Raw genomic sequence first — 23364 nt, 5'->3', positions numbered from 1 at the left:
AGACTGTCACTCCTTTAAATCTTCCAAATGTGGCATCAGCCATGAAGTGGAAATGTCGAAGAAAATAGGTTGGTGCTGATATTTATCCCCAGTAGGCAATATGAAGAGACAAAAAAATATGGATAAATTTGATTTGTTCACAACTTTATCCACAGCTTGTTGATAATTAAGAGAACAAACAAATCTATTCACATTCAAAAGTAATACCATCATAGCAAAACGCCCCTTGTTTTTCAATGAGCAGGGCTATTTTATCCACAAATTCAAGCACTTGTGTACAATTATTAGGAACACCACTACATATTGTTGATAATTTGTTTACGGTTCGACACTTTACGCCAAAGGTTCGATAATTTTATACACAGGTTGTGCTCAACTGTGAGTAGTCGACTTTATTTTTTGATCACAGGTGGATAACTGTCATATCTTGTGGATTACTTTTTTCCTGGGGAGAGTTGTGGATAAAAACCTGAGCTTGAGGGGGAGGAACAAGCCGGTTACTAGGTTGACTTTTGCTCATAAAATATGTTTAAATATATAAAGGTGTTTTCTGTAAGGATATGTCTCGATATATAAAAATGATAATTCTTGTAGATACTGTCCCTACTATAAGGACGGCTTAGTCCGTTTCTGCTTATATGACAGTAATTAAGTTCCTATAAGGGAGGTGCAATTATGAGACCGACATTTAGACCAAATGTGAGCAAACGTAGTAAGGTTCACGGTTTCCGTAAAAGAATGAGCACGAAAAACGGCCGTAAAGTGCTGGCAGCTCGCCGCTTGAAAGGCAGAAAAGTTTTGAGTGCGTAAGTTAGGCCACTAAGGGACCACTGCGGTGGTCTTTTTTTACTGCTTTTTATTATTATTGCTCTGCAAAAGTCTAGGATCTCGCTTAATGCGCTAGCTACACTTTGCGGGGCTATTTAACGTATATTGAGAAATATTTTGTGAGAAGTTGAAATTATTTTTCCTACTATATATAGAAGCTTAATTTCAGCACAGCAAATGTAGTCGTTTATGGCTGCTTGCAAATGCCTATACTATTAGAAGAAAAAATTCGGAGGGACACTTAAACCGGATTTTTATGAAGGAGATTCCCGTGCACAAAAAGTTACGTTTACGAAACCGTGCCGACTTCAGTCGTGTATACCGCCATGGGAAGTCATTTGCGAATCATCAATTTGTAGTGTATTGGTTTGGCAAAAAAGAGGTAGAGCGATTTAGAGTAGGTGTGTCTGTTAGCAAAAAGGTCGGAAACGCGGTTGTCCGTAACCGTATGAGAAGATTAGTTAAGGAAATCGTCCGTCACCATGAACCTGAGATTGCAGGTGGCTTAGACATGGTGTTTATCGTAAGAAAAGGAGCGCTTTCCATGGAGTATGCAGAGCTCGAAAAAAGTGTGCTGCATGTGCTTCGTAAAGCCAAGCTACTCAAGGCTTCCCGCAAATAAAGGGTGCTTAAGAGGCTTGTTTATTTGTATTCATAATTATGGTATGATTTACGGTGGAATGGAATGTTTAAGAGAGGGGTTTTGAAGTGTCTCTAATGAAGACTAGACGAGGAAAATGGTTTCTCCTCATCACGGTAATGGTGTTGTCGTTAGCTGTTCTGTCGGGATGCGCTCCGTCGACTGCTGTCACGCACACTACGGAGGATTTGAAGAATGGAGGCTTCTGGCAAAGTAATGTAGTGTATTATTTCGCCATTGCCTTGGACAAGTTTGCAGATTGGTTTAACGGAGAATATGGTTTAGCCGTACTTGTGATGGTTATTATTGTCCGCACGTTGATTCTTCCGCTTACTATTAAACAGGTGAAGAGCTCGCGTGCAATGCAAGCCATTCAACCGGAACTCCAAAAGATCCAGAAAAAATATAAAGACACACCTGAAAAGGTGCAGCAAGAAACAATGCGTTTGTTCCAAGAAAATAAGGTTAACCCAATGGCGGGTTGTTTACCGCTGATCGTACAAATGCCTATCTTTATCGCTCTCTACAACTCGATCTACTATAATCCACATCTACGGGAGCATACCTTCTTGTGGCTGGAGCTTGGTAAACCGGATCATCTGTTTATCTTGCCAGTACTAGCAGCATTAACAACATTTATTCAAACTAGAATGATGACCAAAATGAACCCAGTGCAACAACAAGGGCCAATGCAGTTCATGATGATGATCTATCCAGTTCTGATCTTCGTGATGTCGTACAACTTCCCTGCAGCCTTGCCATTATACTGGGTGTACAGTAACCTTTACACTATTATTCAGAACTACTTCTTATACCGCAACAACGATAAACACAAATTGGCAATCGCAAGTGCTGTAAAAAGTACAGATGACTCCAGTCCTGCTCCGAAGAGCAAAGGCGGCAACAAGTCATCGAAGGGAGCCAAAAAGTCAAAATGAGCAAAGTCGTCGCAACAGGGAAAACCATTGAAGAAGCTGTAGAACGGGGACTAACCCAGCTTGGAGTTCAAAAGGACCGGGTAACGGTCAACGTACTTGAGCAGCCATCAAGAGGATTCCTGGGATTGATCGGTGCGAAAGGTGCCAAGGTTGAACTAACCTTGATAGCCGAAGCCGCACCGGCATCAGCGGCGAGTGCTCCGTCACTGCCTCAACAGTCAGCAAGAGAGAGCAAACAGGAGGCCATCGGCGGTGTGCCACGCCAAGATTCCGGACAACCGGTGGAGGAAGCTTACCAAGAAGCCGTTCATTTCATTGTGGATGTCGCTAAGAGCATGGGGCTCGAAGTGGAGGTAGAAATCGTCCACACCAAGGAATCCACGATTCTGCAAATTTCCGGTCCAGATTTGGGACTGTTAATTGGCAGAAGAGGACAAACTCTCGATGCTCTACAGTATTTGGCTAATATTGTAGCTAACCGTTATTCCGACAGTTTTATACGGCTTGTGTTAGATGCAGAGAACTTCCGTGAGCGCCGTAAAAAAACGCTTGAAGAGCTGGCTGATCGTTTAGCCGGACGTGTAATTCGCACTCGTAAAGAGGTTGTATTGGAGCCAATGTCTCCTCAGGAGCGCAAGATTATCCACTCCAGGTTACAGGATCACCGACAAGTGAGTACCCTCAGTAAAGGCGAAGAGCCAAATCGCCGCGTCGTTATAACCTTGAAGTAAAGACTATATGGATGCAATGACTCCTTGACCAATGTAAGGGGTCATTGTTTTTTTAAAAATAAAAGAACGTTTCTATTCAAAAAATATAAGTTTTGGGGTGAAAAACAGCATGCTTAGTGACACCATTGCTGCCGTATCGACGGCATTAGGCGAGGGAGGAATTGCTATTATTCGGGTAAGTGGCCCACAGGCTATTTCCCAAGTGGCACCATTATTTCGTAGCCGAGTTCCATTAACTGAAGCGGAATCGCATACCGTTCATTACGGACATATCGTCAGTCCTGATAACGGAGAGAAGATGGAAGAAGTGTTGGTAACCGTTATGAAAGGACCACGTTCTTTTACGACAGAGGATGTAGTAGAGATCAGTGCTCATGGCGGTGTAATTTCTGTAAGAAGAGTGATGGACTTACTTCTGCAGCAGGAGATAAGGTTAGCCGAGCCGGGGGAGTTCACCAAGCGTGCTTTCTTGGGCGGACGTATCGATTTATCGCAGGCTGAGGCTGTTATTGATTTGATTCGCTCTAAGTCTGACCGGGCTTTTTCTGTAGCTTTAAAACAGGTTAGCGGATCCTTATCGGATCGAATTCATGCTTTACGCCATACACTTATTGAGATGCTGGCTCATATTGAAGTGAATATAGATTATCCAGAACATGATGTAGAATCCATGACAGCTGAATTTATTAAAGATAAAAGCAGTGAGGTTATGGAGGGAATCACAAAGCTGCTTAAGACATCTAATGAAGGAAAAATACTTCGTGAAGGGATTACAACAGCTATTGTCGGACGTCCGAACGTTGGTAAATCATCATTGCTAAACGCATTAGCGCGTGAGAATAAAGCGATTGTAACAGATATTCCAGGAACAACACGTGATGTAATAGAAGAATTTATAACGATAAATAATATACCGCTTAAGCTGCTCGATACAGCGGGAATTCGTGAAACGATGGATGTTGTTGAGAAAATTGGGGTGGAGCGCTCCAAAGCGGCAGTTAGTGACGCCGACCTGATTCTACTTGTGCTGAATGCTAATGAAGAGCTGCATGAGGATGAATTGGCATTGATGGAACAAATCCACGGTAGACAGTGCCTAGTAATCATGAATAAAATGGACTTACCGCCCAAACTGGATAAGGATAAGTTGCTCTCATTTTTTGAAGAGTCTAACATTGTACCGATGTCCGTTCTGGAAGAGGAAGGTCTAGACAAACTTGAAGATGCCATTTCGACACTCTTTTTTGGTGGAAAGCTGGAATCGGGTGACTTGACATATGTGAGTAATGTGAGACATATAGCCCTGCTCAAAAAAGCCTATAAATCACTTCAAGATGCATACGATGCTGCAGAACAGTATATACCGATTGATATGATTCAAATCGATGTACGGCTCGCATGGGAACAGCTTGGGGAAATAATTGGCGATACTGCAGCTGACTCTTTGTTAGACCAAATATTCTCACAATTTTGTTTAGGAAAATAAGATTCACGATTTAATATAATTTCAAGGGGGAAACAGGACATGAGTTATGATGGAGGCAACTATGACGTTATCGTCATTGGCGCTGGTCATGCTGGCTGTGAAGCAGCACTGGCTGCAGCCCGGATGGGTTGCAGTACGTTAATGATCACAATTAACCTGGATATGGTTGCATTCATGCCCTGCAATCCGTCCATAGGCGGACCTGCCAAAGGACATGTAGTGCGTGAAATTGATGCGCTTGGCGGAGAAATGGGCCGCAATATAGATAAGACATTCATTCAACTGCGTATGCTGAATACAGGTAAAGGACCAGCTGTACATGCTTTACGTGCACAAGCTGATAAATTCCTTTATCAACATACAATGAAGGAAACTATGGAGAAAACGCCTAATTTGACACTTCGTCAAGGGATGGTTGAGCGTTTAATCGTTGAGGATGGACGTTGTGTAGGTGTAGTTACGAAGACCGGAACCGAATACCGTAGTAAGACTGTTATCCTGACAACAGGTACTTACCTGCGTGGTAAAGTGATTATGGGTGAGCTAACATATGAAAGTGGACCTAACAATCAACAGCCATCCGTGAAGCTTTCTGAGAACTTACGGGAGCTTGGGTTTGAATTGGTTCGTTTTAAAACAGGTACTCCACCACGTGTACATCGTGATACGATCGATTTCTCTAAGACAGAAATTCAACCAGGGGACGATGAACCGAAATTCTTTTCGTTCGAAACGAAATCATCCGATAACGAACAGCTTCCTTGTTGGTTAACGTATACCTCTGAGGTTACTCATCAGATTATTAATGATAACCTTCATCGTGCGCCGATGTTCACAGGTATTATCGAAGGAACTGGCCCACGTTATTGCCCTTCTATAGAAGATAAGGTCGTAAGATTCAGTGATAAATCTAAGCATCAGATCTTTTTAGAGCCAGAGGGAAAAAATACATCGGAATACTATGTACAAGGTCTGTCCACTAGTCTTCCTGAGGATGTACAGCTAGCTATCTTACGTTCCATTCCTGGTATGGAAAAGGTAGAGATGATGCGTAACGGCTATGCTATTGAATATGATGCAATGGTTCCTACACAGCTATGGCCATCTCTTGAAACCAAACGTCTTCCAGGTCTGTTCACTGCTGGACAAATCAATGGCACTTCCGGTTATGAGGAAGCAGCAGGCCAAGGGGTTATGGCTGGAATTAATGCAGCACGCAAAGTGCAAGACAAAGAACCCGTAATCCTAGATCGTTCACAGGGATACATTGGTGTACTCATTGATGATCTCGTGACTAAGGGAACGAATGAACCTTACCGTCTGCTTACTTCACGTGCAGAATATCGTTTGTTGCTTCGCCATGACAATGCAGATCTAAGACTTACACCTATCGGTTATGACATTGGTTTGATCACACAGGAGCGTTTCGATAACTTCACAGATAAGAAAGAACGGGTGGAGCGTGAAATTGTTCGTCTGCAAGAAACAAAGGTTAAACCTGTTGATGTAAACCAAGTACTAGCGCAATATGAATCGGCACCTATTGTAGATGGCAGTAATTTGCTTGTTCTGATGCGGCGCCCAGAGCTTGTATATAGTTTTGTTGATCAAGTATCACCATCACCAGAGATGCTGGATGCAGAAATGAAGGAGCAAGTAGAAATCCAAATTAAATATGCCGGATATATAGAAAAACAACTTCAACATGTGGAGCGCCTGCAAAAGATGGAGAAGAAAAAAATTCCAGATGACATTAATTATAATGAAATCCATGGATTAGCGATGGAAGCGCGGCAGAAGCTGACTAAGATTCACCCGATCTCTATCGGGCAGGCTTCTCGGATTGCGGGAGTTACACCTGCTGATATTTCCATTCTTCTTGTATATCTTGAGCATTACAACCGGGTAACCGCGGCGAAAGGATAAGCTATGGATAATACGGAAGTTCAATTCACACAACTATTACAGGAACGAGGCATATCCCTTACAGCAGAACAGTTAGCACAATTTGATCTGTATTATAAGGAACTCGTAACCTGGAATGAAAAAATGAATCTCACGGGTATAACTGAGCGAGAGCAGGTATATACGAAGCATTTCTATGATTCTATTTCATTAGCTTTTTTCCTTGATATTAACGAGATCACCAATCTCGCAGATATCGGTTCAGGAGCTGGGTTTCCAGGAATCCCACTTAAAATATGTTTTCCTCATTTGAAGCTAACGATTGTTGATTCGCTCAATAAACGAATTTCATTTCTGCAGCATGTAAGTACGACATTGGGATTAACTGATGTACAATTGATCCATGGGCGGGCAGAGGATGTCGCGCGCAAGTTCACTCATCGTGATGCCTATGATTTGGTTACAGCACGTGCGGTAGCAAGACTGTCTTTATTGAATGAATTTTGTCTTCCCTTCACACGCAAAGATGGGGTGTTCGCTGCAATGAAGGGCAGCGATCCCTCAGAGGAATTAAGCGAAGCTAAGTACAGCTTAAAAGAGCTTCGTGCTGAACTCAGCAAAGTGGAGTCGTTCAGCTTACCAGTGGAGGAGTCGGATCGACATATTGTTATGATCCGGAAGACAGGAGCAACACCAGCTAAATACCCAAGAAAAGCGGGAATTCCTGCCAAAATGCCATTGATAAAATAATGTTTCACGTGAAACATTGCCGATACTCAAAGTTCCTTTAGGAGCATTCTCTTTGAACAAAGGGAATGCTCTTTTTTTATGAAGATGATGATAACAAAAATCGATAAATATCAAATTAGATAAAAATTAGATTTATAAGCTGATTTGGTTGTTGCACCTGTAAAAATGCAGGAAAAATAGGTCTTTACGGAGAATATGATTATGTGGAGAAAAGTGATAGAATAGCATAGTAGACTTTAATTTTGTATATAACTCCTTCTCTGTACTCTTGTTCGAAAGAAGGAGAGATTATGATGCCTGTTCATTACAGGTAATTCCATAATATCAGAATGTTTTAGATTGCTGTACGATATGCTTTCCGTGAAGAAGGTCAAGAAGATCGTACTATAACGAAATTAGGTGGTTATGAACGGAATGAAAGAACAATTTACCAAGCTATTTGGGTTTAACGAGCGGAGCAGCGGAGAAGAAATCAAACAAATACCAGTTCATGAGGTCGTTAGCAGTCCTTACCAACCACGGACTATATTCGATGATGACAAAATTGATGAGTTATGTCAGACAATTAAAACTCATGGTGTCATTCAGCCTATTGTTGTACGTATGCGAGATTCCATATATGAGATCATCGCAGGTGAACGGCGCTGGCGGGCAGTTAAAAAGCTTGGTTTAGAGACGATCCCTGCTATTGTCCGTGAGTTCAATGATTCTCAGGCTGCATCTATTGCGCTCATAGAAAATCTACAGCGTGAAGGTTTGACCTCCATAGAAGAAGCTGTCGCTTATCAGAAGTTAATTGATCTTCATCAATTAACACAAGAAAGCTTAGCACAACGCTTAGGCAAGAGTCAGTCGACTATTGCGAATAAGATTCGTTTACTCCACTTACCTGAAGAGGTTAAGACAGCGTTGATGGAACGTCAGATTTCCGAAAGACATGCGCGTTCACTCTTATCACTGGATAGTGTGGAAATGCAATTAAAAGTTTTGGCAGAGATTATTGCAAAAGGATTAAATGTTAAACAGACGGAAGCTCGTATTGCTTTCTATAAACAAGTTTCGCAAACTAAAAAGTCAAAACGGGTCTCCTATACCAAGGATGTTCGTCTAGCTCTTAATACAATTCGTCAATCTATTGATATGGTGTCAGGCTCAGGTATGGAAATCAAAACGTCAGAAAATGACCGTGGTGACCATTACGAGATTGTAATCCAGATCCCCAAAAGATAAATTGTTTCAAAAGCTGAAGGCGGCCTTAAAGTGATTGGCCGCCTTTTGTGTGACTTAAACCAGGATGTATTGCTCAGCCTGCATTTTAGAGTTTTAGCTCATATAAAGTAACATAGTTTGGCCGTTTGTACTTGCGATCTACGAGAAGATTCTTCCTAACTATTCGAGGTGAAATTAGTGTCCAAGATTATTGCCATAGCAAATCAAAAAGGCGGTGTCGGTAAAACAACATCCTCTGTGAACCTAGGTGCCGGTATGGCTACATTAGGAAAAAGAGTGCTTCTAGTTGATATCGATCCTCAAGGTAACACTACCAGCGGCGTTGGCATCAACAAGGCGGACGTAGCGAATTGTATATATGACATTCTCATTAATGAAGTAAATCCTCTAGAAACGATACTTGAAACTCAAAATGAAGGACTGCACATCATCCCGGCGACCATTCAATTAGCAGGGGCGGAGATCGAATTAGTATCAACGATTTCCAGAGAGTTGAAATTGAAAAAAGCCCTAAATGCGGTTAAAAATAATTATGACTACATCATCATTGATTGTCCTCCATCCCTTGGGATTTTGACGATCAATTCCCTTACAGCTGCTGATTCGGTAATCATTCCGATTCAATGTGAATATTATGCGCTCGAAGGGTTGAGTCAGCTTTTAAACACCGTGCGTCTAGTACAAAAAAATCTTAATCCGCATTTAAAAATAGAGGGAGTACTATTAACCATGTTGGATGCCCGTACGAATCTAGGGATCCAAGTCATCGAAGAGGTTAAAAAGTATTTTCAGGAAAAAGTTTACAGAACTATCATTCCTCGGAATGTCCGCTTAAGTGAGGCACCGTCTCATGGACAATCCATTATTACTTATGATCCTCGCTCAAAGGGAGCAGAAGTGTATTTAGAGTTGGCAAAGGAAGTGATTTCTTATGAGTAAACGTTTAGGAAAAGGTCTGGATGCTCTGATTCCTTCTTTATCTATTAATGAAGATGATAAGGTAGTAGAAATCCCATTAGCTCAATTACGGGCTAACCCTTATCAACCACGCAAGGATTTCAATGAAGAAGCAATCCAGGAATTGGCTGAGTCCATCAGACAACATGGCGTGATTCAACCGATCATTGTACGGAGTGTTTTGAAGGGATATGAAATCATTGCCGGTGAACGCAGATTCCGGGCTTCGCAATATTGTGGTAAACCTACGATTCCAGCAGTTGTAAGAAATCTGAGTGATCAACAGGTTATGGAGATCGCCCTGATCGAGAACTTGCAACGTGAAAATTTAAACGCAATGGAAATCGCAGTTGCTTATCAAGGTTTGATGGATCAATTTTCACTCACACAAGAAGAGCTATCTCTGAAAGTTGGGAAGTCCAGATCCCACATCGCTAACTTCCTAAGATTGCTTACTTTACCGGAAGAAGTAAAAGAATATGTTTCACGTGGAACAATGTCTATGGGACATGCACGAGCTATTGTTGCCCTGAAAGATCCGGAAGTTATTAAACAATTGGCTGAACAATGCGTGGAACAGCAATGGAGCGTAAGAGAGCTTGAAGAAACAGTGAAAAATCTGGATCGAAAGCCAACGAACGGTACAAAGATTAAAGTTATTAAACGTGATCCCTATATTGATAATGTAGAGGAAGTATTACGTGAACGGTTTAAAACAACGGTTAAGATAAAACAAGGTAAGGAAAAAGGGAAGATTGAACTGAATTACTACAGTGCGCAGGACTTAGAAAGATTGTTAGAATTATTGGGTAACTAAATGGGTATCTATGCCAAGAACATATCCTGAGCTATCCGTAATCGGATAAGTAGGGGTATGTTTTTTCAAAATATAAGGATGTATAAAGTGCAGCTGAATATTATCCTTATATTTTCTGCAGATAAGGTTATTATCAATAAAGGGCGACAACGTTGTTTCTTCTTAATGAAAAAGAGTATGAGACGAGGAGCGGGGTTATGGAAGACTTCGTATATTTGGATCATGCGGCTACGTCCTGGCCTAAACCTCCAGAGGTGGCAGCTGCGATGATGAATGCTTTGCAGTCGGGAGCAAATGCTGGCAGAGGGAATTATTCGCTGGCCATGGGAAGCGGACGGGTGTTGGTGAGAGCCCGGAGTTTGCTGGCGCAGTTGTTTGGGGTTTCTAATGCACAAGACATAGCGTTTACCCAAAACACTACGATGGCATTAAATATGGCGATTAGAGGTACGCTCAAAGCAGGGGATCATGTAATCTCTACAATGACTGAACACAATTCTGTGCGGAGACCTTTGGAATATTTACGTAAGTCACTAGGGATAAGTGTTGATTATCTGAAGGTGGATCGAGCAGGGCAATTGGATTTGAACGAATTGGGCAAAACGTTTCGACCAAACACTAAAATGGTAATTTGTAATCATAGCTCCAATTTACTAGGTAGTATACTTCCCATTGGTGACATCGGAGATCTAGCTAAAGCAAAGGGTGCTATATTTCTAGTAGATGCTGCTCAAAGTGCAGGCTCGCTTGATATTGATGTGAAAAAGATGAATATTGACTTATTAGCTTTTCCCGGGCATAAAGGATTGCTTGGACCACAAGGGACTGGTGGGCTCTATATATCACCTGAATTGGATCTCGAGCCCTTAATGCATGGAGGGACAGGCAGTCAATCTGAGAATAGTGAACAACCCTCTGTTCGCCCAGATCGGTATGAAGCGGGAACGCAAAATGCGGTAGGAATTGCTGGTTTACTAGCCGGTGTTCAAAAGGTAAAATCGATAGGGACAAACGTTATCCATGAAAGAGAGTGGAAGCTGACTCAACTGCTGATGGAGGGCTTGTCCCATATTCCAAACATTAAACTATTAGGGCCCACATTAGGGGCTCCGAGAACTGGAATTGTGTCGTTTGTAGTGGATGGGAAAGAATCGGCGAATATAGCCCACCGTCTAGATCGTGAGTATAAAATAGCCGTCAGAGCGGGTATGCATTGTACCCCACTGGCACATAAGGCTGTTGATACACTAGAAAGTGGTGCTGTTCGGGCGAGTGTAGGCGTAGATACAACAGAGCATAATATAAGCAGAATGCTAGCTGCTATGGATGAGTTATATGGCTGATGCCCGCAGCAGATAAATAAAAAGGATGGTCCATTCATGTCTGAAATGAATCAATTAATTAATGAACAGTTGCAGTGGTTTGTGTTTGGTTTCGTAGTAATTATGCTAGTATTGATAGTGACTGTAATCGCCCAGGGAGCTAAGTTGCGGACTATACGGCGCAAATATGAGGCCATGATGGCAGGAAGCGGTGTGGAGGATCTGGAAGGCCTTCTGGTTGATCTGAAGAACCAAAGCGACATGCTGGAAGAAGAACAACGTGAGCAAAAAGCGTTGATAGAAGCTACCCAAGTCAAAATCCGCGGCATGAAGTCAAATATCGCTCTGAAGCGTTATAATGCCTTCGGTGAACGTGGTAATGATTTGAGCTTCTCGGTGGCTATTCTGGATGACAATAGCAGTGGCATTGTATTAACCAGCCTTCATAATCGTGAGAACTCATATATTTACTCCAAGCCTATGCAAAATGGGGAATCACAATATGCCTTATCGCCTGAAGAAAAAGAAGTTATAACTCTCGCGTTGCAGCAGAAGTAGCATGCAGGTTCCATTGTTTTAAAGCAGAATATAGACTTGTAGCGATAATATCAGATAATCGCATGACTAGACTTAGCCGTGTATTCTGCAATACGAAATACTCCATAAAGCCGCCGACATTAACGATTCCAGTCAAATGGATATCTCCAACCGGCGGCAATTGTTTATTTACGCCAGCTCCTGGTCTGAGGGGACCTTCAACGACTTGGATGCAGCCAACACTAGTAGAGTGACCTAAGCAGGCATCTATTCCGATGACAAACGGGTTATTATATTTTTCATTAATTAGAGACAAAGTCTCTTCAAGATTGACGGCATGAACCGGTTCTTCAAGGGTACCGTATAAATGAAACAATGGACTATGAAAACGGGATAATGCAGTACCAACAAGAGGACCGAGAGAATCTCCGGTGGAGCGATCAGTGCCTACACAGATGACGATAATTTGAGTCTCTGGACGCGTGCGTGAAAAGTGAAAAAGTAGCCGATGAGTAATTGCGGAATAGATATCGGGATCTGTATGTGATATTTTTAAACAGGATGTTTCTTGCGCTGCTGTAGCCTTGGATGAGGAGTTCATACCATCTTCCTTTCTAAGGGTGATTCTATTTGTTGGTATCTAGTATATGGATAGAAGAGGGGTTTTATACTCCAGCTGCAAGAGATAGGACGATAAACCTATGGAGAGGCTTGACGTATATGCAGGATGAGATGTTAATAGCGTTTGACTCCACCCAGCAGGCGCTTCGTGCTGAAATGCTGCTTGAGTATGCTGAAATAGAAATTGATATATTTCCAACTCCGAAGGAGATCACCGCAGGCTGTGCAATTTCAATTCAGTTTTTTCAAAATGCGCTGGAAGAGGTAAAAAGAATTATAGTTGAGCAGGAAATAGAAATACGCGGCATCTACGGAAAACACAACGAGAACTACATACTGATTTAGGGGTAGGGAGGAGTACATGCGATGAATATGTGGATACTGGAGGCTGATACACCCGGTGCGGATACATTAAAAGATGCCATTCGCTTTAAAGATAAGGTGTGGAATTGGTTTACCGATGCTGATATGTGGGCGGATGTATTATTTGCGGGTCTACGGATTCTTGTTATTTTTCTCTTAACCCGGGTTATTATTAAAATTGTTTCTAATATTATTGATCGTTCGCTTGAGCGTAAAACCGGGGGCAGACTTCTGTCCAACACACGAAGGTTTACTACGGTTGGGGAATTGATGAAAAATGTAGTGACAGTTATCTGTAATTTTGTGATGATCATGCTCGTGCTTTCTGAGTTCCACTTCGATTTGGCACCATTGTTGGCTGGAGCGGGTGTGCTTGGTTTAGCAGTGGGTTTTGGGGCGCAAAGTTTGGTGAAGGATGTTATTACAGGTTTCTTTATTATTTTAGAGGATCAATTTGCAGTGGGTGATGTAATTCAAACGGGGACCTATAAAGGAACGGTAGAATTAATCGGACTGCGAACAACCAGACTGTTAAGCACAACTGGAGAAGTATTTATTATCCCGAATGGATTAATCACGAACGTGACCAATTATTCTCTCTCGAATGCATTGGCTGTAGTTGATGTTCCTGTAAAAATGGAGCGGAGCTTGGAGGCCACGCTAGGTTTGATTGGAGAAGCGCTAAAAGGAATAGAAGAGCGTAACTCTAATGTTCTTGCTTATCCTAATGTGCTCGGTATACAGTCCATGAGTACTTCGGAATATGTAATTCGTATAGCGGCTAGCTGTTTACCTAATGCAAAAGAGGTTGCGGAGAGACAGATTCAGAATGATATTAAGCAGGCACTAGAGAAACTCAGCAGTCTAGAGCAGGCCCAAGCTGCTCAAGCCGAAGAGGAAGCGCGTTTGAAGGCAGAAGAAGAAGCAAAGGCTGAAATTGAACTGGCAAAAACAGAAAATGATCAGGAAGTATCGGATACGCCTGACACTGGATCAAGACGCCAAATCGCAGCTACACAAGAGGGGAAAAAGGGGGAAGGGTAGTGGAACGTAAAGTTTTTCAGCTTGGAGATATTGTACAGATGAAGAAACAGCACCCTTGCGGTTCTAATGAGATGGAGATCATTCGTATGGGGATGGATATCCGCATTAAGTGTACAGGATGTCAGCATAGTGTTCTGATTCCCCGGGCGAAATTCGAGAAGAATATGAAGAAGGTACTGCGTTCTGCAGAGGGAAATACAGACAATAATTAAGCTTGCAAATGGCATGTCTGCATGATACAATTATTTTTGCTGCGGAGAGGTACCCAAGAGGCCCAAGGGGGCTGACTCGAAATCAGTTAGGCGTGTCACAGCGTGCGTGGGTTCGAATCCCACCCTCTCCGCCACTTCAGCATAATATAACATTTTAATGAATCCTTCGTTCCTGTAACGGAGGTTTTTTTGTGTCCACTTAGCTGTTTGCAAAAGATCATAACATGCAAAAAGAAGGGCCCTTTCGGGTCCTTCTTCAAGAGGCAGTACATCAATGATGTTGGAATTTCTCTGTATATAGCGACTAAAGTGATTTAGGCGTTGCTGAGGTTACTGCTTTTTAGACAATAACCCACTACTATTCCCAGCTAACAATAGATGCTGAATCAGATATCCTGTGATTGTGTTCGTCTACGACGGCCAACGGAACCACACCTCTCTTTTGTACTGCCTGAGTATAGTATGTGTAATGTCGTTTTTTTTATACACATTTATTTTTATTTAATGTACACGTGCTTTTTCAACCTTTTTCCACTTCCGATTTTTGTTACTGGTCTCGGGGAAGGTGTCCCCTTTTTCCATTTTAATATGCTGTGGATTCTGAATTTCGGTATGGAAGCTTCGCGCTTCACCTACCTCTGTATACATGCCTGGATTGGGGGCTTTGTCGCCTTTTTCATATTCTGTCTTTTCGCCCATCATTATCGCTCCTTCCTTAAGTGCAGATGAATTCACCGATTATTGTGCGCAGGTAGGGTTTTTTTCATGTAAAAAGAGGGTGGAAGGTTGTCCGGTATTAATATTGCTTGCACTCTGCTGCTCGTTTTGGTATATTAATCAGGTGCGAGTCTATGTTTGTGCTCGTTCCTTGCTCCTGACGTGATTAGGGGCCTCAGACCATAAGGAGGTGAAAATTATGCGCAAATATGAAGTGATGTACATTATTCGTCCTGACATTGAACAAGAAGCTGTTCAAGCAGCAGTCGATAAATTCCAAGGCATCATCTCCAATGGCGGGGAAATTACAAAGCACGAAGTGCAAGGTAAACGCCGTCTTGCGTATGAGATCAAGAAATTCCGTGATGGCGTTTATGTTTTGGTTAACTTCAATGCAGAACCTGCAGTAGTTACTGAATTAGAACGTCTTATGAAGATTTCTGACGAAGTTATTCGTTATCTCATTACGAACGACGTTGCTTAAGATCTTGACAAGCTTTGTAATGAATCGCTCTAAAGGAGGGGACCAGAATTGTTGAACCGTATCATTTTGATCGGACGGTTGACCCGTGACCCGGAACTTCGTTATACTCCCGCTGGTGTTGCCGTAACTCAATTTACGCTTGCCGTAGATCGTAACTTTACGGGCCAGAACGGTGAACGTGAGGCAGACTTCATCCCGGTTGTTACCTGGAGACAGCTAGCAGAAACCTGTGCCAATTATTTGCGCAAAGGTCGTCTGACAGCAGTGGAAGGACGCATCCAAGTGCGGAACTATGAGAATAACGAAGGTAAACGTGTATACGTAACTGAAGTTATTGCTGATAATGTTCGTTTCCTGGAATCTTCACAAAGCCGTGAAGGTGGAAATACTTCAAGTGGTGCAAGTAGTATGCCTGAAGAGCCAGCATATGGTGGCGGTGGTAACGCTGGACGCGGAAATAACAACAATAATTTCTCGCGTAACAACAATACTCAAGATCCTTTTTCGGGCGATGGTAAACCGATTGATATATCGGATGATGATTTGCCATTTTAATTAGGAAGGACTGAAAAGAATATGGCTTTTAAACCAAGAGAAGGCGCTGACAACGACAAAAGACCAGCACGTCGTGGTGGACGCAACAAGCGTAAAAAAGTTTGCTTTTTCACTGTGAACAAGATTACTCACATTGATTATAAAGATACTGAACTTCTTAAGAAGTTCATCAGCGAACGTGGAAAGATTTTGCCACGTCGTGTAACAGGTACAAGTGCAAAATACCAACGCGCTCTTACCATTGCTGTAAAACGCTCGCGTCAAATCGCGTTGCTTCCTTACACAACGGAATAGGACGTTTTATAGAAGCAGTCGGGAAACCGGCTGCTTTTTTGTTGTGAAAAACCAGCGTGTGGATTACGTTGACGTTCCATCTGGAATGTGTTAAATTACAGCTATCCTATAACAAAAGGGGAAATATTGATGTTGGTGACCGTTCTTAACTAGCAATTTCATAACACTGGATTAGGAAGGCTTTAGCAGGCTCGTCTTTTGGCGTTTACGTGCTCTATTTGAGTTCGTTTCGCGCAGAGGTCTGTTGTTCCTAACGGTGGATGATTTAGTTAAGAACACACGAAGCGTCATATGGCCTCTTTACGGCTATTGTTCTCTTTGTAATTAACCGTGCTCTTAGAGCACGGTTTTTTTGTTTTTCGGCCACCCTGGCTTTTATGGGGACCTTAAAACGCTAGAGAACAATAGCATAAAAAGAAGGGCAAGGACTGCCATAGTGGCATTCTTTGTCCTTTTTGCGTTAGGGAGATTTAGTTCCAAAAAAAGTTAGATCAATAAGGAGGATTTGCTGTGAATTTACAAAGTCTAGACACGTTGGAATACGAAATTATTAAAACCGAGCTTAGCCGTCATGCCGTATCTTATGTAGGAAAGAAAACTGTAGAAGAGCTTATGCCTATGACCTATTTGTCTTCGATTCAAAGAGCGATGGAGGAAACGTCTGAAGCTAAAGAGCTGCTCGAGCGGGGGTCCAGTGTACCGATTCCTTCATTGGAGGGGATTGAGTGGATCATGTCACTAATGGGGACTGGATATTTGTACAGTGAGCAAGACTTCACTGCAGTGGCTACATTTCTAAAGAGCTGTAGTCAATTGCGCAAATATATGGCTTCTAAAGAGCAAAGTGCTCCCCGGATTGCTGCTTATGCTTCCTCGCTGCTGGAATTAAATCATGTGCGGGAAGCAATTGATCGTTGTATTCGCTTTGGGGCGATTGATGATAGAGCTAGTAAGGGGTTAGAGCGGGTTCGTAAACGGATTGGCGTAGCTAAAGAACGTCTTCATAAAAAAATTGACGGGATCATGTCGCGCCATCAATCGATTTTGCAAGAGAATATTTATAGTCAGCGTGGTGGACGTTACGTTATCCCCGTAAAGCGGGAGTATCATAAGCAAATAAAGGGATCGGTACTTGATCAATCCACAAGTGGACAGACGGTGTTCATCGAACCAGATGAGATCGCCTCCATGCAGATTGAGCTGGATTTGTTATTAGGAGAAGAGGCGCGTGAAGAAGCTGTGATCCTCAGTATGCTGACCAGCATGGTAGAACAGGAACAAACTGCACTGCGCCTAAATATCGAGGTTACAGGCATCTATGATTTTATTTTTGCCAAAGCAAAATATGCACGAACGCTGGGAGCATCTGAGGTTACTCTAAATGATAGGGGTTTTCTAAGGATGAACGGAGGCAGACATCCCATGCTGCAGGGCATGATTCCAATTAGCCTGGAGATAGGGAAGGGATATAAATCCCTAATCATTACAGGTCCAAATACAGGCGGGAAAACGGTGGTGCTCAAGACCCTCGGGCTGCTGACCCTCATGGCTCAATCCGGGTTGTTGATTCCGGTCGAGGAGGGGAGTGAGTTTACGGTCTTTACGGATGTGATCAGTGTAATCGGAGACGGACAAAGTTTGGCCCAATCACTCAGTACATTTTCGGCACAAATGAAGAGTATTGAGGGAATGCTGAGAGATGCCTCTAAAGGGGTGCTGCTGCTCATTGACGAGCTGGCGGCAGGTACAGACCCTGGTGAAGGAATCGCCCTCTCAATCGCCATTCTGGAAGAGCTGAGCCGTAAAGGGGCCAATATTATCGTCACAACCCATTTTAATGAGCTAAAAGCCTTTGCCGCTGCGACAGCCGGTTTTCAAAATGCACGAATGGAATTCGACAAAGAAACGCTGCAGCCGTTGTATCGTCTGACTATCGGAGAAGCGGGGGAGAGTTACGCTCTGCAAATTGCCAAAAAGCTGGGTATCCAGGATAACGTTATCAAGCGATCGTGGGAGATCGTTGAGGCGCAGCAGCAAAGGCTGCAGAAAGGTGATGGGTCGGCATGGGCAAGTGTTTTTAGCAAAGAGGGAGAGAAAGGGAAGACTGCACCTGTTATAGAGGATTTTGAAAAAGAAGAAAAGTCTGCGGAATCACTGAGCGATAAGGAGAAGCAGACTCAATATGAAATTGGTGATGCCGTTCTTGTAACTTCACTAGGGCGGATAGGCATTGTTTATGAGAAAAGAGATCACTTAGGAATGGTCGGAGTGATGATCCAGAAGCAAAAAATGCGGATTAATCATAAACGTTTAAAACCATATCTATCCAAAGATGAGCTGTATCCTGAGGAATATGACTTTGATATAATTTTTGAGAGCAAGGATACCCGTAAAAAGCGGAAATTGATGCAGCGTAAGCATGTCGAAGGCCTGAGAATTACGCATAAGGATGAAGAATAATGTAATAAAAGGATCTGCCTATGAGGTAGGTCCCTCTTTTTTTATAAATACTATGAAATATGCGTAAATTCAAGCAGGAGTATAGGCCTAAAGCTTAGAAGTTATTGTAACCATTCTAAAACTTTGTTACAGTAAATATTTATTCCATAGCTTATAAGTAGATATACGTTCAACTAGAGAAGGGAAGGAACACATGAAGAATAAGAAGATATGCGGGTTCTTGTTAACAATGCTCGTGATGACTACTGTATTGTCAGCATGCAGCAGAGCAGGTACCAGCAGTAATTCATTATCTTTACATCACAATGAGGTGGTCGAAAAGCCACAGACTGGCGGAGTAGTTACTTATGGATACTCATCGCCGTTTATGGGCTTCTTTGAGCCTGCTTTTTATGAAGGTGAAGATGACTTTCATGTGCTGGAGTTTATTACTGAGGCCATGTTTACGATAGATGATGATTTATCAACGGTTCCTAATATCGCCACTTGGCAGGAGTCCGAGGATCATAGAATATTTACCTTTAAAATTAAACCGGGAATCCGTTGGCATAATGGAGATGAACTGACCGTAGAGGACTGGAAATTTGCGATGGAGACTATTGCTAGTCCAGACTACACCGGATCGCGTTATTATAGTGTGGAAATGATTCAAGGTGCAGAAGCCTATCATAAAGGTGAGGCGAAGAATATAACAGGTCTTAAGGTTATAGATCCTTATACTTTGAAAATAACAATGACAGCTGCCCGCGTAAATACGATTGATAATCTATGGCCGTATCCGATGAATAAAAAATATTATACTGGAGTCGCTGTTAAGGATATGCCTGAGAGTGATCAGATGCGAAAAAATCCGATTGGGATTGGCCCCTTTGAGGTGAGCCTTATTGAACCTGGCCAGCGGGTGGAGATGAAGCGCTTTGATCAATACTATAAAGGTAAGGCTTTATTGGATGGTGTGTTGTATAAGGTATTTGATGACAAGGAAATCATCAGCCTGTTTGAACAAGGCGTAATTGATATAGAGAATGCCCCACGAGATACTTATGAAAAGCTGAGCGAACTCGATAATATTAATATTTTACAATCAAATGAGCTTGCTTATGAGTATATAGGGTTTAAATTTGGGTATTGGGATAGTGAAGCTGAAAAAATCGTAATGGATAACCCTAAATTTGCGGATAAAAGATTACGTCAGGCGATGTATTATGCACTTGATCGGGAGGGGATCATTCAATCATTTTCTCATGGGTTAGGCAAGCCTATAGAAACTCCGGTTTCCAGTGCAAGCTGGGCGAAGATCCCTGACAGTCAGATTAATATGTATCCCTATGATCCGGAAAAAGCGAAGCAGCTGCTTGATGAGGCTGGTTTTGTAGATGTTGATGGAGATGGGCTGCGTGAGGATCAAAAAGGAGAAAAGTTAGTTATTCATTATGATTCTATGCTAGGCAGTCATTCAGCGGAGTTACGAACTGCTGCTATTCTGGAGGATTGGCGAAATGTGGGACTCGATGTGCAGCTTAATGGTGGGGCGTTAAAAGAGCTCAACACCTTCTATGAAGCAGTAGAGGCTGATGATCCGTCCATTGAGTTGTTTAACGGGGTATGGGGATTAGCTAATGATCCTGATCCTTCAGGTCTCTGGAGGGAGAATGATTTGTGGAACTACCCACGTTGGTCCTCGGAGCGGAATGAAGAATTGATTCGCGATGGCACAAGTATGAAGGCATATGATAGAGATTATCGACAACAAATCTATTATGAATGGCAGAAGCTAGTGAATGAAGAGGTTCCAATGATCTTTTTTGCGGAAAGAGAAAGCATTACTGCTGTTAATAAACGTCTACAAGGTGTGCGTGTTGATTCTTTGGGCTCCATAATTGAGCCTAATAAATGGTGGATAAAGGACTAAATTAAAAAAAATAAAAAAAATTACGCAAAAAGTGAAATCAAATTGCTGTTTCATTCGTCATATATATTATGGAGGATGACAACGATGAAGAGACGGATATTGATATGGGCTGGTGCAGCTTTGATAGTCGTTGTCTTAATTACGGTGTGGAGGCCTATCGAGCTGGGCTTTAAACCGGATATTGACGCGGGTTCAGCAGTGCTGCTAGATATGGATAGTGGAGACATATGGGTCAATATAAACGGCGATGTGCCTATGCCACCGGCCAGTGTGTCTAAATTAATGACTGAAATGATTGTGCTGGATCACATAACCTCTGGAACCCTTAGGTGGGAGGATAGAGTCCCTATTAGTGCTTATGCCAGTCAAATGGGAGGTATGAGTCTCTCATTAAAACGAGGAGATTTCTATACAGTAAGGGAGCTATTCGAAGGCATCACCATCTATTCTGCTAATGATGCTGCAGTTGCATTGGCAGAATATATGGCAGGATCAGAGGATTCTTTTGTACTTATGATGAATGATAGAGCACGTAGTTTAGGTTTATCTCCTAATACGGTATTTACCAACGCCTCTGGATTGTCGAGTAAGGATCTTGGTATCATTCGTCAGCCTACGCATATCGCTGGCCAGACGTTGATGACAGCGAGGGATACAGCCAAATTGGCAGCTGCGCTAATCCATAATCATCCTGATGTACTGAATATTTCCGGTCGTACACAGATGCAATTAAAGGATAAAGGGTTATATGTTAGTAATAGCAACCTTATGCTTCCAGGTATGGGCGGCGCTTACGCATACGATGGGGCAGATGGGTTGAAGACTGGATATGATAGCCAGACGGGATATTGTATTGCGGGATCAGCCCAGCGAGAGGGGCACCGGCTTATTGCGGTCGTTATGGGGGCAGAGACCTATGGCAGCCGATTTGAGGGTGCTGCTAAATTGTTCGATTATGGGTTTTTCCGCGGTTTACATTATGGAGAACGGGTAAAACATATTATACATGCCCTTGGAATTCGAAGTTAAATTTGGAGCATCATACCAGTAATTATTACTTGGTATGGTGCTTTTTCCCTATTCATGTCGGTATTTGTTGTTTCTTTTTATCCATTTAGTGATTACAATAGAAATATTGTTTTATCCCATATTATTTTAGAAACGCAAAAAAACTTTTTTCTATAATTTAGAATGACCCGAATTTCCTGAAAGGGGGGACAATAAGATAATGGAATAAGGGACAGTAAATTCGCCGCCGAGAGAAATAAAACCATGACTGCCTGAGAACGATCAGGAGGCATTGTAAATATATGGTATATGTAATTATTCTACAATAAAGAAGGAATCAAAGATGAAAAAAATAAAGAAAAGATACATTGCGCTAATTGTTCTCGTCGTTGTTATAGCGGGAGGCTTTCTGTTTCGGAATTCTTTGGCCGTATTAGCCTTTGACCTCTTTTTGTCCGATCGGGTAGAAAGCAAGCTGAAAGAAGAATCTTACCAGCCGCTTAAGGATGAGAATAAGGTTAAGCCAGAGCCGGTTGTATACAAAAGCGATCCATTCTCGCTGATGCTGCTCGGGACTGATCAACGCGACAATGAAACCGCACGTTCAGACACTATGATGTATGCTGTTGTTCGCCCTGAGGATTACAAAATTCTGCTTATTTCTATTCCACGTGATACGTATACCGAGATTATTGGGCATAACGATAATAAAAAAGATAAGATTACCCATGCTTATGCTTTTGGTGGGCAGCAAATGGCTAAGGATACTCTGGAGGCACTGCTGGAGCATGATATTCAGTATTATGCCACCATTAACTTTCAAGGGCTCAAGGATGCCGTTGATGCTATTGGAGGTGTTCCGCTGCCAATCAAGAAGGATATTGTAAACAAGGGTAAGGACCATGAAAAGTTTACGATCGAGGGTGGAAAGTCGAATTATAACGGTCAAGAAGCACTCAACTATACACGCTACCGTGAAGATAGTGACTTTAACCGGACCAAACGCCAACAGGTTTTTATTGATGTCGTAGCTAATAAAATGTTATCGATCAGCCAAATCGGCAATATTCCTAAGCTGCTGGATATTATGGGCGATAATTTTAAGACCGATATTGAGCCTTCAATGATTATTAGTCTGGCCAAGAAATTTATGGGCGGCAAAGATATGGATATCTCAAGCTTTACGGTAATGGGCGAAGGAAAACGTATTGACGGACTTTATTATGATATCGTTGATGAAGAGGACTTGCGCGAAGCTAAGGCGCTGATTGATAATTGGATGAATGCAGGAACACCTGTAGATCAACTGATTGAGCCGGGAAAAGCAAGTAATGCACTCGAGCCCAAAGCAACAGCAGTTACGCAGTAATTCTAATTGGAAAGCTAAACTCATATAAATAAATTGCAGCAGCCATAAACATTCTCATGGCTGCTGCTTACTGTCTTCATGTTATAATGAGTTGGAACTATTATTTAGCTGCTACGTATAATCACATTGGCATGGCAGTAAAAGGAAGTTAAAGAACCGTAATTCCTTCGGAACTCTTTGAGGA

General features: G+C 42.3%; 24 protein-coding genes and 1 tRNA gene. 23 read left to right on the top strand and 2 right to left on the bottom strand.

Annotated elements, in window-relative coordinates:
• Positions 1-675: 675 nt before the first annotated feature.
• The 12 genes from rpmH (at position 676) to NST40_RS30985 (ending at position 12162) form a co-directional block, all read left to right on the top strand.
• Complete coding sequence (gene rpmH, locus NST40_RS31040; protein ID WP_036677745.1) at positions 676-810, top strand: 50S ribosomal protein L34; 135 nt, start codon at positions 676-678, stop codon at positions 808-810.
• Positions 811-1099: 289 nt separating this feature from the next.
• Entirely contained in the window at positions 1100-1450 is a 351-nt protein-coding gene (rnpA, locus tag NST40_RS31035) for a ribonuclease P protein component (RefSeq protein WP_036677842.1), read from the top strand.
• Positions 1451-1536: 86 nt separating this feature from the next.
• A complete protein-coding gene (locus tag NST40_RS31030) occupies positions 1537-2406 on the top strand; it encodes a YidC/Oxa1 family membrane protein insertase (protein WP_036677747.1) in 870 nt (289 codons plus the stop codon).
• A complete protein-coding gene (gene jag, locus NST40_RS31025; RefSeq protein WP_036677749.1) occupies positions 2403-3137 on the top strand; it encodes an RNA-binding cell elongation regulator Jag/EloR in 735 nt (244 codons plus the stop codon). Before NST40_RS31030 ends, jag begins: the two co-directional genes overlap by 4 nt.
• A 109-nt stretch (positions 3138-3246) precedes the next feature.
• Positions 3247-4623, top strand: a complete 1377-nt coding sequence (mnmE, locus tag NST40_RS31020; RefSeq protein WP_339245586.1) for a tRNA uridine-5-carboxymethylaminomethyl(34) synthesis GTPase MnmE — start codon at positions 3247-3249, stop codon at positions 4621-4623.
• A gap of 39 nt (positions 4624-4662) precedes the next feature.
• On the top strand, positions 4663-6549 hold the full coding sequence (mnmG, locus tag NST40_RS31015; protein WP_339245584.1) for a tRNA uridine-5-carboxymethylaminomethyl(34) synthesis enzyme MnmG: 1887 nt from the start codon (positions 4663-4665) through the stop codon (positions 6547-6549).
• Positions 6550-6552: 3 nt separating this feature from the next.
• Entirely contained in the window at positions 6553-7278 is a 726-nt protein-coding gene (gene rsmG, locus NST40_RS31010) for a 16S rRNA (guanine(527)-N(7))-methyltransferase RsmG (protein ID WP_076218353.1), read from the top strand.
• Positions 7279-7692: 414 nt separating this feature from the next.
• A complete protein-coding gene (noc, locus tag NST40_RS31005; protein WP_036677760.1) occupies positions 7693-8508 on the top strand; it encodes a nucleoid occlusion protein in 816 nt (271 codons plus the stop codon).
• 177 nt (positions 8509-8685) lie between these two features.
• Positions 8686-9447 carry an AAA family ATPase gene (locus tag NST40_RS31000; RefSeq protein ID WP_036677762.1) on the top strand — a complete coding sequence of 254 codons (762 nt, stop codon included), beginning with the start codon at positions 8686-8688 and terminating at the stop codon, positions 9445-9447.
• Positions 9440-10282 (top strand): ParB/RepB/Spo0J family partition protein, encoded by an 843-nt coding sequence (locus NST40_RS30995; protein WP_342410304.1) that lies wholly within the window; start codon positions 9440-9442, stop codon positions 10280-10282. Before NST40_RS31000 ends, NST40_RS30995 begins: the two co-directional genes overlap by 8 nt.
• 197 nt (positions 10283-10479) lie before the next feature.
• On the top strand, positions 10480-11625 hold the full coding sequence (locus tag NST40_RS30990) for an aminotransferase class V-fold PLP-dependent enzyme (RefSeq protein WP_342410303.1): 1146 nt from the start codon (positions 10480-10482) through the stop codon (positions 11623-11625).
• Positions 11626-11661: 36 nt separating this feature from the next.
• The gene (locus tag NST40_RS30985; RefSeq protein WP_036677768.1) at positions 11662-12162 is read left to right on the top strand and encodes a DUF4446 family protein; all 501 of its coding nucleotides are present in this window, start codon (positions 11662-11664) and stop codon (positions 12160-12162) included.
• Here the strand turns inward: NST40_RS30985 and yyaC are convergent.
• Positions 12134-12742, bottom strand: a complete 609-nt coding sequence (yyaC, locus tag NST40_RS30980) for a spore protease YyaC (protein WP_036677770.1) — start codon at positions 12740-12742, stop codon at positions 12134-12136. The two genes, NST40_RS30985 and yyaC, sit on opposite strands and share 29 nt — an antisense overlap.
• 119 nt (positions 12743-12861) lie before the next feature.
• Here yyaC and NST40_RS30975 point away from each other — a divergent pair, with 119 nt between their 5' ends.
• The 4 genes from NST40_RS30975 (at position 12862) to NST40_RS30960 (ending at position 14515) form a co-directional block, all read left to right on the top strand.
• On the top strand, positions 12862-13107 hold the full coding sequence (locus NST40_RS30975) for a DUF3343 domain-containing protein (protein ID WP_076124321.1): 246 nt from the start codon (positions 12862-12864) through the stop codon (positions 13105-13107).
• 21 nt (positions 13108-13128) lie between these two features.
• A complete protein-coding gene (locus NST40_RS30970; RefSeq protein ID WP_076218356.1) occupies positions 13129-14169 on the top strand; it encodes a mechanosensitive ion channel family protein in 1041 nt (346 codons plus the stop codon).
• Entirely contained in the window at positions 14169-14381 is a 213-nt protein-coding gene (locus tag NST40_RS30965; RefSeq protein WP_036677772.1) for a DUF951 domain-containing protein, read from the top strand. Before NST40_RS30970 ends, NST40_RS30965 begins: the two co-directional genes overlap by 1 nt.
• A gap of 43 nt (positions 14382-14424) precedes the next feature.
• Positions 14425-14515, top strand: a tRNA-Ser gene (locus tag NST40_RS30960).
• A 367-nt stretch (positions 14516-14882) separates the two neighbouring features.
• Here NST40_RS30960 and NST40_RS30955 read toward each other — a convergent pair.
• Positions 14883-15080: a YjzC family protein gene (locus tag NST40_RS30955; protein WP_036677774.1), complete on the bottom strand. Its 198-nt coding sequence runs from the start codon at positions 15078-15080 to the stop codon at positions 14883-14885.
• 217 nt (positions 15081-15297) lie between these two features.
• Here NST40_RS30955 and rpsF point away from each other — a divergent pair, with 217 nt between their 5' ends.
• The 7 genes from rpsF to NST40_RS30920 all read left to right on the top strand — a co-directional run bounded on the left by rpsF (position 15298) and on the right by NST40_RS30920 (position 23180).
• Positions 15298-15582 carry a 30S ribosomal protein S6 gene (gene rpsF / locus NST40_RS30950; RefSeq protein ID WP_036677776.1) on the top strand — a complete coding sequence of 95 codons (285 nt, stop codon included), beginning with the start codon at positions 15298-15300 and terminating at the stop codon, positions 15580-15582.
• A 48-nt stretch (positions 15583-15630) separates the two neighbouring features.
• Complete coding sequence (gene ssb, locus NST40_RS30945; protein ID WP_036677780.1) at positions 15631-16137, top strand: single-stranded DNA-binding protein; 507 nt, start codon at positions 15631-15633, stop codon at positions 16135-16137.
• A gap of 21 nt (positions 16138-16158) precedes the next feature.
• Positions 16159-16431, top strand: a complete 273-nt coding sequence (gene rpsR, locus NST40_RS30940) for a 30S ribosomal protein S18 (RefSeq protein ID WP_036651767.1) — start codon at positions 16159-16161, stop codon at positions 16429-16431.
• Positions 16432-16941: 510 nt separating this feature from the next.
• Entirely contained in the window at positions 16942-18891 is a 1950-nt protein-coding gene (locus NST40_RS30935) for a DNA mismatch repair protein MutS (protein WP_342410300.1), read from the top strand.
• Positions 18892-19084: 193 nt separating this feature from the next.
• Positions 19085-20803: an oligopeptide ABC transporter substrate-binding protein gene (gene opp4A, locus NST40_RS30930; protein WP_342410299.1), complete on the top strand. Its 1719-nt coding sequence runs from the start codon at positions 19085-19087 to the stop codon at positions 20801-20803.
• Positions 20804-20887: 84 nt separating this feature from the next.
• Positions 20888-21832 (top strand): D-alanyl-D-alanine carboxypeptidase family protein, encoded by a 945-nt coding sequence (locus tag NST40_RS30925; RefSeq protein ID WP_342410298.1) that lies wholly within the window; start codon positions 20888-20890, stop codon positions 21830-21832.
• A 322-nt stretch (positions 21833-22154) separates the two neighbouring features.
• Positions 22155-23180 carry an LCP family protein gene (locus NST40_RS30920; RefSeq protein WP_076099795.1) on the top strand — a complete coding sequence of 342 codons (1026 nt, stop codon included), beginning with the start codon at positions 22155-22157 and terminating at the stop codon, positions 23178-23180.
• Positions 23181-23364: the final 184 nt, after the last annotated feature.

The sequence above is a fragment of the Paenibacillus sp. FSL R10-2778 genome (genome assembly GCF_038593035.1).
Classification (GTDB): Bacteria; Bacillota; Bacilli; order Paenibacillales; family Paenibacillaceae; genus Paenibacillus_AQ; species Paenibacillus_AQ odorifer.
This window is presented reverse-complemented; position numbering and strand designations above follow the sequence as displayed.

What these genes read in the sequence shown, in the direction of transcription:
- NST40_RS30995 (WP_342410304.1), top strand. Translation starts at nt 9,440, where the DNA reads ATGAGTAAACGTTTAGGAAAAGGTCTGGATGCTCTGATTCCTTCTTTA.
- rpmH (WP_036677745.1), top strand. Translation starts at nt 676, where the DNA reads ATGAGACCGACATTTAGACCAAATGTGAGCAAACGTAGTAAGGTTCAC.
- opp4A (WP_342410299.1), top strand. Translation starts at nt 19,085, where the DNA reads ATGAAGAATAAGAAGATATGCGGGTTCTTGTTAACAATGCTCGTGATG.
- NST40_RS30955 (WP_036677774.1), bottom strand. Translation starts at nt 15,080, where the DNA reads ATGGGCGAAAAGACAGAATATGAAAAAGGCGACAAAGCCCCCAATCCA.
- rpsF (WP_036677776.1), top strand. Translation starts at nt 15,298, where the DNA reads ATGCGCAAATATGAAGTGATGTACATTATTCGTCCTGACATTGAACAA.
- mnmE (WP_339245586.1), top strand. Translation starts at nt 3,247, where the DNA reads ATGCTTAGTGACACCATTGCTGCCGTATCGACGGCATTAGGCGAGGGA.
- jag (WP_036677749.1), top strand. Translation starts at nt 2,403, where the DNA reads ATGAGCAAAGTCGTCGCAACAGGGAAAACCATTGAAGAAGCTGTAGAA.
- NST40_RS30920 (WP_076099795.1), top strand. Translation starts at nt 22,155, where the DNA reads ATGAAAAAAATAAAGAAAAGATACATTGCGCTAATTGTTCTCGTCGTT.
- NST40_RS30990 (WP_342410303.1), top strand. Translation starts at nt 10,480, where the DNA reads ATGGAAGACTTCGTATATTTGGATCATGCGGCTACGTCCTGGCCTAAA.
- mnmG (WP_339245584.1), top strand. Translation starts at nt 4,663, where the DNA reads ATGAGTTATGATGGAGGCAACTATGACGTTATCGTCATTGGCGCTGGT.
- rsmG (WP_076218353.1), top strand. Translation starts at nt 6,553, where the DNA reads ATGGATAATACGGAAGTTCAATTCACACAACTATTACAGGAACGAGGC.
- NST40_RS30925 (WP_342410298.1), top strand. Translation starts at nt 20,888, where the DNA reads ATGAAGAGACGGATATTGATATGGGCTGGTGCAGCTTTGATAGTCGTT.
- rpsR (WP_036651767.1), top strand. Translation starts at nt 16,159, where the DNA reads ATGGCTTTTAAACCAAGAGAAGGCGCTGACAACGACAAAAGACCAGCA.
- noc (WP_036677760.1), top strand. Translation starts at nt 7,693, where the DNA reads ATGAAAGAACAATTTACCAAGCTATTTGGGTTTAACGAGCGGAGCAGC.
- NST40_RS30975 (WP_076124321.1), top strand. Translation starts at nt 12,862, where the DNA reads ATGCAGGATGAGATGTTAATAGCGTTTGACTCCACCCAGCAGGCGCTT.
- yyaC (WP_036677770.1), bottom strand. Translation starts at nt 12,742, where the DNA reads ATGAACTCCTCATCCAAGGCTACAGCAGCGCAAGAAACATCCTGTTTA.
- NST40_RS30985 (WP_036677768.1), top strand. Translation starts at nt 11,662, where the DNA reads ATGTCTGAAATGAATCAATTAATTAATGAACAGTTGCAGTGGTTTGTG.
- NST40_RS30970 (WP_076218356.1), top strand. Translation starts at nt 13,129, where the DNA reads ATGAATATGTGGATACTGGAGGCTGATACACCCGGTGCGGATACATTA.